Origin of the sequence: Methanobrevibacter thaueri (genome assembly GCF_015062905.1) — an archaeon.
In the GTDB taxonomy this organism is placed as follows: Archaea; Methanobacteriota; Methanobacteria; order Methanobacteriales; family Methanobacteriaceae; genus Methanocatella; species Methanocatella thaueri_A.
Window position 1 is genome coordinate 1 of record NZ_SUTK01000056.1, and the last position, 8,944, is coordinate 8,944.

Consider the following 8,944-nt stretch of genomic DNA (forward strand, 5'->3'; position numbering starts at 1 on the left):
GACTCTGGAAAAGACTGATGACCTTGAAAAGACATTGTCTGTTTTGGATCCACACTTTGACCCTTTAAAAAACAGGAAACTGACACTCTTTGACAAGACCCGAAAGTCAAAGCACATAATACCTCCCGTTGACATGAAAAGGCTCAAGATACCTAGGGAATTCAAGGAAGTTCTCTTGGACTCCGGAAACACCAAATTGCTGCCGGTCCAGTATCTTGCCATCAAGGAGGGGCTATTGAAGGGAGAAGACCTATTGGTTGTCAGCGCAACAGGTTCTGGAAAGACCCTGGTGGGTGAGCTTGCAGGCATCACCCAGGCATTGGAAGGAAAGAAATTCGTTTTCCTCACACCATTGGTTGCCCTTGCAAACCAGAAATATCGTGATTTCAAAAAGAAATATTCCAAATTGGGCTTAAAGGTTGCCATCAAGGTTGGAAGAAATCGTGTAAAGGCAAAAGGCGAGCTGAACCTGCCTGATTCCGATGTATCAAAGGCGGACATTGTGGTTGCAACCTATGAGGGAATCGATTACCTGCTGAGAAACGGCAACTCCGCCAGCCTGTCAAACCTTGGGGTGGTGTTGATAGATGAGATTCACATGATTGATGATGAGGACCGAGGAACACGCCTGAACGGTCTGATTAAAAGAATAAAGCATCTATATCCTAAAACTCAGGTTATAGGATTGTCTGCAACAGTCAAAAACCCAGAATTTCTGGCCGATGAATTCAACATGAAGCTGGTGGAATACTCAGAGCGTCCTGTTCCTCTGGAAAGGCATCTGGTTTATGTGAGAAACGAAGCCCAGAAAAGGCACATAATGCAGAGGCTTGTCAAAAGGGAATTCAACACCAAATCCAAAAAGGGATTCCGTGGCCAGACAATCATTTTTACAAATTCAAGGCGAAAGACCCATCAGATTGCCAACTTTTTAAGCAACAAGCATATCAATGCCCATGCATATCATGCGGGTCTGTCCTATTATAAGAAGGAAAAGATAGAAAAGGACTTTGACAAGGGAAAGATTTCCTGTGTCGTTACAACAGCAGCCCTTGCTGCAGGTGTGGACTTTCCTGCTTCACAGGTAATATTCGACTCTCTGGTGATGGGAAACAAATGGATCAATCCGAATGAGTTTGCCCAAATGCTCGGACGTGCCGGAAGGCCGTCCTATCATGACCGGGGTATAGTGTATCTCCTTCCAGAGGTCGGCAATGACTTTGCGGGTGAATCCGAGGAGGCCATGGCATTGGACCTTCTTGAAAGCAACAGCGATGATGTATACATTGAATATGATGAGGAATCCTCATACGAGCAGATTCTTGCCGATATCTCCTCGACTTCCATCCAATCCACCAATGAACTGAATAAATTCTACAAAAATATAGATGTCCCTATAAGCATCAAGATTGCAGTTGATGAGATGGAGGATTTGGGATTGATAAACCGTGTGGCCAATAAGCTTGAAGTCACCAAGTATGGAAGGGCAACATCCGTTTCATTTTTATCAATTGACGAAGCGGAATTCATCAAAAATACGTTGAATGACAGGAATTATCTGATGCATTATGTCGGCCATTCCCCGATGTACAAGAAAAAGGAAAAGTACGACAAGCTGAAAGTCCTGATTTTGGCCATGGCAATGGATTTGGAAATGTTTGAAAACGCGTATCTCTCAAGCGTTATTCACAACCAAATTGCAAACGCACTTAAAATCAAGTTCTCCACAAGGCTCTTTGCCGAATCCACATTGGACATCATATCATCAGGAGAGGCCATCGGCAAGCTTGACAAGAAATTTCAGGATGCCATGATTGCCCTTCAGACCGATTTCATGCAGTGCAGGTGTCAGGACAGGCCGTTCTGTAGCTGTATGCAGAGGGGAATTTCGGAAGTCATAGTCCATGAAAGGCTAAAGGGCAAGGACCCTCAGGATATTTCAAACAAGCTGTTCAGAAAGTATCAGATACAGGTCTATCCGGGTGACATTTTCTCCTGGCTGGATAATTTCGTCAAGAATTTGGATGCAATCAAAAGAATTGCCAAAGCTTATAATAAGAATAATATAGTTAAAAAAACAAACTTTTTAATCAAGAAAATAGAAAATGGGTGAAAATGCATGTATGCGGAAGATAAAATATTAATCGGATGTAATGAAAATACTGACGTGTTTTTATTGCCGAAGCTTGCCAACCGTCACGGTTTGATAGCTGGAGCAACTGGTACAGGTAAGACCGTTACCTTGAAGGTCATGGCAGAATCCTTTTCGGATTTGGGAGTTCCAGTATTTCTGGCGGATATGAAAGGGGACATTTCAGGCCTTGCAAAGGTCGGTTCCGACAATGATTTCATAACCAACAACAGGCAAAAATACGGCCTTGATGAAAAGGGATTCAATTTCAAGCAATATCCCGTTGAGTTCTGGGATCTTTTCGGACAGAAAGGACTTCCGATAAGGGTAACATTATCAGAAATGGGTCCTGTATTGCTTGCAAAAATCCTGAACCTGTCTGAGGCACAATCCGGCGTATTGAACATTGTCTTCAGGGTTGCTGATGAACATTCACTTCCAATCATTGATTTGAAGGACCTGAAATCCATGATAAACTATGTTGTTGAAAACAAGGGTCAGTTTGAAAGTGAATACGGCGCAATCGCTGACAAGTCAGCCAACACTATCTTAAGAAGCCTCATTGCACTTGAAGACCAGGGCGGAAACGATTTCTTCGGAGAGCCTGCACTTGAACTTAACGATTTTATGCAGCTTGATGACAATGGCAAAGGTGTCATCAACATTTTGGACGCTCAAAAATTGTCCCTGTCTCCTGAAATCTACTCAACATTCCTGCTTTGGATGCTGTCCACATTATTTGAAACATTGCCTGAAGTCGGTGATATGGACAAGCCTAAATTCGTATTCTTCTTTGATGAAGCGCATCTTCTGTTTGATGACATGACACCTGAATTCGGCAAGAAAATCGAGCAGATAGTAAGGCTGATAAGGTCAAAAGGTGTAGGATTGTATTTCATCTCACAATCTCCTGCAGACATTCCGGACGATATACTTGCCCAATTGGGTAATAGGGTCCAGCATGCACTTCACGCATACACTCCAAAAGACCAGAAAGCGGTAAAAGTGGCTGCAGAAACATTCAGGGCAAACCCTGACTTCGACACTGCTGAAGTAATTTCCAATCTGGGAATCGGTCAGGCCCTGGTATCAACCCTCGATGAAAAGGGTGTGCCAAGTGTTGTTGAACAGGTTGACATTGTGCCTCCGCAAAGCCACATCGGAGCAATTGAAGATGAATTGAGGGCTCAACTGATTGACATTTCAACATTGAAGGGAAAATACGCTCAGACAATTGACAGAGAGTCCGCTTATGAGAAACTCTTAACCAAAATTGATGAAAATCCGAATATTGAAAGTGAAGTTGCTCCTGAAGTCCTTGAAGAGGTTAAGGTACAGGCACCTCCTGAACCTGTTGAAGAGGAACCTGAACCAGCTCCACAGCCTGGAGCCGCAGATGTTCTTGGCGGCATCCTCGGAACCGTTTTAGGCGGACAGACTCAGGCAAGTGGAAAACGTACCAAAAAGTCATCCACCCAAAGGATGGTTGAAAAGGCCGCAACACAGGCTGCAAACACTGCTGCCCGTGAGGTTACAAAAGGAATCATGAGAGGATTGTTCGGACAGATGAAGTAGGCGATTAGATGGCACATCCACACAAAGACGCGATAGCTAAGATGCCTCCTTCAGCATTGATAGGAATCATTGAAGAGTCAAAGATGACCTATGTTCGTGAGAACCTGTCCATCTTTTTGCATGAAAGCCAAATCAAACTCTTGAAGCAGGTCAAAAAGCACGAAAAGCCCCATCACAAAAGGATTAGGGTAAAACAGTTTGAAAGGGCCAAAAAGGATGATTTGTTCAATCTTCATTTGGGCCTGTATCTGAAGAAATATCAAAAGCTTGAAAAGCTGGGCTTGATTGAAATAGACCTGCAGCCTGACAGCGGATTGGAATATGACTGCAAATTGACATCAAAGGGAACTGAAACTCTTGATGAAATCACCTCCCTTGAAAAAGAGTGGGAAGGTGTTGTCGGCATTGATGATGATGACAGGGAGACCCTTAAGAAATTGGCCCTTGATTCATTTGAAATCTCATACAGACACAAGAAAAAACGGGGATTTATATTTTAAAGTATTTAAATTCCATGGCTATTGAATCATATGCATTTTCAACGCATTCAATAGCTTCATTTCTATTTTTAAAATAATACAGATGGCTTTCACAGTCACAATCGGAGCACCCGAATCCTGTCACTCCATTTGCATTTGAGGAGATGTGTTCGGACAGTTCGCATTCCACCTTTCTATTTGATACATTGTAGATGACATCAGTGACTTCAGCTTTCTTCAACAGATAATCTATGTGCCAGTGGAGCTTTTTTTCACTGCTCAGGTGTCTTTTGATTCTTGATTCAAGATAGTTCATTGCAGAGCCCACATAGACATAACATCCCTTTTCAAAGTCGATCTTTCCAAGCTTTCCGATTTTGATTTTCGATGAATTGTCCAAATTTATTATCAAACAGTAACATCCCTTCATCTTAATTCCTCATTTATTTTGGTACTATCTATAATCTTGAAAATATGCTTTCAGATTTTACTCTAATTTTTAAGGCTATTAAAATTATCGTCCCTATCTTAAATTAAAAGCAATCAAAAATTATATTAGTTTTTGAGTCTAAAGTATATTCATGATTTTCAAACTTACAAGCAAAGGCCATAAGAATGTCACATCACTTCACAAATCAACCTTTGAAGTTACAAAGGACATTGAAATTGGCCCGACTGCGGACTGTATTGTAGGAACTTCTGCTGACAAGTCCATGTTGAACTTTCCGCAGGAGTTCAAGGATAAAATTGCCAATTCAAATACTAAAATAAGGGTTATTCTTGATACCGAAAACGGCCATGATGAGATAACAGGATTTGGCCATGAGGATTTGACTTTAACCCATCCGACGGATATCGTCTGCAGAACAAGCGATTTCACATGCTCCAGGACATTGATGATTAAGGCGGACAAGGCTGCCAAGGACCTGGACCCTAACCTGATTGAAGATTTAAAAAATGAAAAAATCATGGAAGTCACCATAAAATTATGCTAAAAATAGTTAACTATATATAAGTTGAAAAATATATTTTTTTATAACTACTTTTGTTTTTATGCGGGGGTGGTCGAGCGGTCAAAGGCGCTAGGTTGAGGGCCTAGTGGGTCAGTCCCTTCGCGGGTTCAAGTCCCGTCCCCCGCACCATTTATATAAATTTGCTTTTTTTTCAGTTCAGATTTCATTTTAACTAATTTTTCACTAATCTATTTATAATATTTAAACTAAAAATTATTATTAATATAAACTTATATGGTGATAAATTATGAAAGCTGTAATTCCTGCAGCAGGCTTTGGAACTAGATTTTTGCCTGCTACAAAAGCGCAACCAAAGGAAATGTTGCCTGTTTATGACAAACCAACTATCCAATATGTTATTGAGGAAGCTGTTGCTTCAGGAATTGATGACATATTAATCGTTACCGGTAGAAATAAAAGGTCTATTGAAGATCACTTTGACAAATCATTCGAGCTTGAACAGACCCTGCAAAGCGCAGGCAAGGACGACAGATTGAAGCAAGTCCGCGCAATCACTGATTTGGCAGACATCTGTTATGTAAGGCAAAAGGAGCAAAAAGGTCTCGGAGATGCAATTTACTGTGCTAAAAAGCATATCGGCGGCGAACCGTTTGCAGTGCTTTTAGGCGATTCAATCACCAAGGGCCCTACTCCATGTACCAAACAGCTGATTGACGTTTATGAAAAGTATGACGCTTCAGCAATTTCCCTTGAAGAGGTGCCTAAACATAAGGTGGAAAGGTATGGCATTATAAAGGGTACAGAGGTTGAAAACAATGTTTACAATATTGAAAAGCTTGTTGAAAAGCCATTGGCCCATCAGGCACCGTCCAACCTTGCCATTATGGGAAGGTATGTTCTGACACCGGACATCTTCGATAAGATTGATGAAACCGAACCTGGTGTTGGCGGTGAAATCCAGCTGACCGATGCACTTCAGAAACTGGATGCAATCTACGGAGTGACATTTGAAGGCAAAACCTACGATATCGGAAACAGGTTTGAATGGCTCAAAACATCAATAGAGTTCGCAATGGATGATCCTGAATCCAAGGATGACCTGGTCGAATATATGAAAGAAATGATTAGAGAGGCTTAAAATGGAAACTCAAAGAATTCTTGTCACCGGTGGAAGCGGTTTTATAGGAACCAACCTTTGCAATGAGCTTAGAAGCAGAGGCCATGAAGTGTTGGCAGTAGATTTGCTGCACCATGAAGGGGAAGCTGACCTGTACTCAGATTCCTACTCAGATTATGTGAGGGGAGATGTCAGAAACTATCGTCAGATGGAAAGGATATTCGATGATAACGATAAGTTCGACTATGTTTACCACCTTGCCGCAGAGTACGGAAGATGGAACGGCGAAGGATACTACGAAAACCTTTGGGAAACCAATGTCATCGGTTTGAAAAACATGATTCGCCTGCAGGAAAAACTCGACTTCAGGATGATTTCATTTTCATCTGCTGAGGTTTATGGGGATTATGAGGGAATCATGTCCGAGGACGTTATGGAAAACGTTCCCATTTCACAGACCTATCAGATGAACGATTACGCGATTTCCAAATGGGCAGGAGAGCTCATGTGCATGAACTCAGCAACCATGTTCGGAACTGAAACCGTACGTGTAAGGCCGGTTAACTGTTACGGTCCTCACGAAGCCTACTCACCATATAAGGGATTCATTCCAATTTTCATCTACAAGGCTTTGCACGGACTTCCTTATTCAGTCCATATGGGCCACAAGAGAATCATCGATTATGTCGAGGACACTGCAAGAACCTTTGCAAATATAGTTGACAATTTCATTCCTGGCGAAGTCTACAACGTCGGAAGCAAACAGGAATGGGAAAGGGATATCAAACAGTACTCAGACATGGTTCTGGATGCAGTTGGAATTGACGACAGCCTGGTCACATACACTCCGGCTGAAGAGTTCACAACAAAAGTCAAGACAATCGACTTTTCAAAGGCCATTCGTGACTTGAAGCATGATCCTCAAGTTCCGCCTGAAGAGGGCATTAGAAGAACCGTCGAATGGATGAAGGATTATTACAGAATAGAATAAATATGAAAATCATAGTCATAATTCCTGCCTTCAATGAGCAGGCAGCTATTGGAGAGGTTGTGAAAAAATCGCTCCAATATGCTGACGATGTTTTAGTTGTAGATGACGGAAGCGCCGATAATACTTCCGAAATTGCTGAAAATGCAGGTGCATCTCTTTTAAAACATCCCACTAATTTTGGAAAGGGAGTTTCTCTGCGTGACGCTTTCGGTCAGGTTGAAGGTTATGACATAGTTGTAACCATTGACGGTGACGGACAGCACAATCCGGATGAAATACCCGATTTGATTAAGCCAATCAAGCAAGATAAGGCTGATTTTGTAAACGGCAGCAGATATCTTAACGGTTTTGATGAAAACACTCCCGCTTACAGGCGAGTAGGCCAGACTGTTTTGGATATTGCCACAAACATCACTGCAGGCACTAAAGTTACAGATTCACAGAGCGGATTCAGGGCATTTAAGGGCAGCACAATTTCATGTTATAAATTCAGGGATCCTGGATTTGGAATTGAAAGTGAAATGATAGCTGATGCGGCTGAAAATAATTTGAGAATACTTGAAGTTCCCATAACTGTAAAATATGATGTTGAAAACTCATCAACCAAAGGGCCAGTCACCCACGGTGTTGGAGTGCTGTTCAAGATAGCAAAAGACAAATTAATCAGAATGACAAAGCGATAACATGCAATACAGAAAAATTCAAAAAACCGACGATGAAATTTCTCCAATGGGTTTTGGAGCAATGAGATTGCCATTAAAGAACGGTAAAATCGATAGGGAAAAGGCATCAGAACTGATATATCATGCAATCGATAATGGAGTTAATTTTATAGATACTGCTTATCTTTATGGGGACAGCGAATCATTTTTAGGTGAAATCCTGCAGGGCGAGTATAAGGATAAGGTTAAGATTTGCACAAAGCTGCCTACCATCAACGTCAGGAAATATGAGGATATGGAAAACATTCTCCAAGAGCAGCTGGACCGCCTTCAAAGGGATTCCATTGACTATTATCTCATGCATGCCGTTGATTTGAAGTCAATGAATCGACTGTTAAAGAGGGATCTTCTTAAATTCATCAGCAAAGCCAAAAAGGAAGGCAAAATCAAGCATGTCGGATTTTCATATCACGGTCCCAAGGAAGAGTTTCCGCTGCTAATAGACGGTTATGATTGGGATGTGGTGATGGTACAGTACAATTACTTTGACGAGAATGTTCAGGCAAGCATGGAAGGAATTGAATATGCAGCATCAAAGAGAATTGGCGTTCTTGTGATGGAACCTCTGAAAGGAGGAATTCTTGCAGGAAAAATGCCAAAAGAAGCTGAAGACATATTTAAGAAGGCCAATCCCAACAAGAGCACTGCGGAGTGGGCATTCGAATGGGTGTTAAACAACCGCAATGTAACCTGTGTCCTGTCAGGAATGAATTCTATGGAACAATTGAATGAAAATCTGGCGGTTGCTGAAAGGACAACTCCTCTTTCAATGACATTTGAGGAAATGGAAACCGTTGAACTTGTCAAAAGGGTTATGAGAAATTCCCTAAAAATCAACTGTTCCACATGCGGATACTGCATGCCTTGCCCTCAGGGGGTAAATATTCCCGAATGCATGAAAATCTATAATGAAAAATACCTGTTTGGCCATAAAGGCATGTTCAACCAATCATTT

General features: G+C 41.7%; 9 protein-coding genes and 1 tRNA gene. 9 read left to right on the forward strand and 1 reads right to left on the reverse strand.

The features are described from left to right. The 3 genes from E7Z79_RS08275 to E7Z79_RS08285 all read left to right on the forward strand — a co-directional run. Window positions 1–2,113 (forward strand): DUF5814 domain-containing protein (locus tag E7Z79_RS08275; protein ID WP_303739486.1); only part of this gene is annotated, 2,113 nt, incomplete at its 5' end. A 6-nt stretch (window positions 2,114–2,119) separates the two neighbouring features. Further along, complete coding sequence (locus E7Z79_RS08280) at window positions 2,120–3,706, forward strand: helicase HerA-like domain-containing protein (protein WP_303739487.1); 1,587 nt, start codon at window positions 2,120–2,122, stop codon at window positions 3,704–3,706. 8 nt (window positions 3,707–3,714) lie between these two features. After that, a complete protein-coding gene (locus E7Z79_RS08285) occupies window positions 3,715–4,206 on the forward strand; it encodes a hypothetical protein (RefSeq protein ID WP_303739488.1) in 492 nt (163 codons plus the stop codon). On the opposite strand, the gene E7Z79_RS08290 is transcribed toward E7Z79_RS08285, so the two are convergent. Then, window positions 4,196–4,615 carry a DUF123 domain-containing protein gene (locus E7Z79_RS08290; RefSeq protein ID WP_303739489.1) on the reverse strand — a complete coding sequence of 140 codons (420 nt, stop codon included), beginning with the start codon at window positions 4,613–4,615 and terminating at the stop codon, window positions 4,196–4,198. The genes E7Z79_RS08285 and E7Z79_RS08290 overlap by 11 nt on opposite strands. A 151-nt stretch (window positions 4,616–4,766) precedes the next feature. Here E7Z79_RS08290 and E7Z79_RS08295 point away from each other — a divergent pair, with 151 nt between their 5' ends. The 6 genes from E7Z79_RS08295 to E7Z79_RS08320 all read left to right on the forward strand — a co-directional run. Beyond that, entirely contained in the window at window positions 4,767–5,180 is a 414-nt protein-coding gene (locus E7Z79_RS08295; RefSeq protein ID WP_303739490.1) for a DUF371 domain-containing protein, read from the forward strand. Between the two features lie 60 nt (window positions 5,181–5,240). Beyond that, window positions 5,241–5,327: transfer RNA gene (locus E7Z79_RS08300), tRNA-Leu, on the forward strand. 118 nt (window positions 5,328–5,445) lie between these two features. After that, entirely contained in the window at window positions 5,446–6,297 is an 852-nt protein-coding gene (gene galU, locus E7Z79_RS08305) for a UTP--glucose-1-phosphate uridylyltransferase GalU (RefSeq protein ID WP_303739491.1), read from the forward strand. A 1-nt stretch (window position 6,298) separates the two neighbouring features. Continuing rightward, the gene (locus tag E7Z79_RS08310; protein ID WP_303739492.1) at window positions 6,299–7,267 is read left to right on the forward strand and encodes an NAD(P)-dependent oxidoreductase; all 969 of its coding nucleotides are present in this window, start codon (window positions 6,299–6,301) and stop codon (window positions 7,265–7,267) included. Further along, window positions 7,237–7,950 (forward strand): glycosyltransferase family 2 protein, encoded by a 714-nt coding sequence (locus E7Z79_RS08315; protein WP_303739493.1) that lies wholly within the window; start codon window positions 7,237–7,239, stop codon window positions 7,948–7,950. The genes E7Z79_RS08310 and E7Z79_RS08315 overlap by 31 nt, the downstream gene beginning before the upstream one ends. Before the next feature lies 1 nt (window position 7,951). After that, on the forward strand, window positions 7,952–8,944 hold a 993-nt coding region (locus E7Z79_RS08320; protein ID WP_303739494.1), incomplete at its 3' end, for an aldo/keto reductase.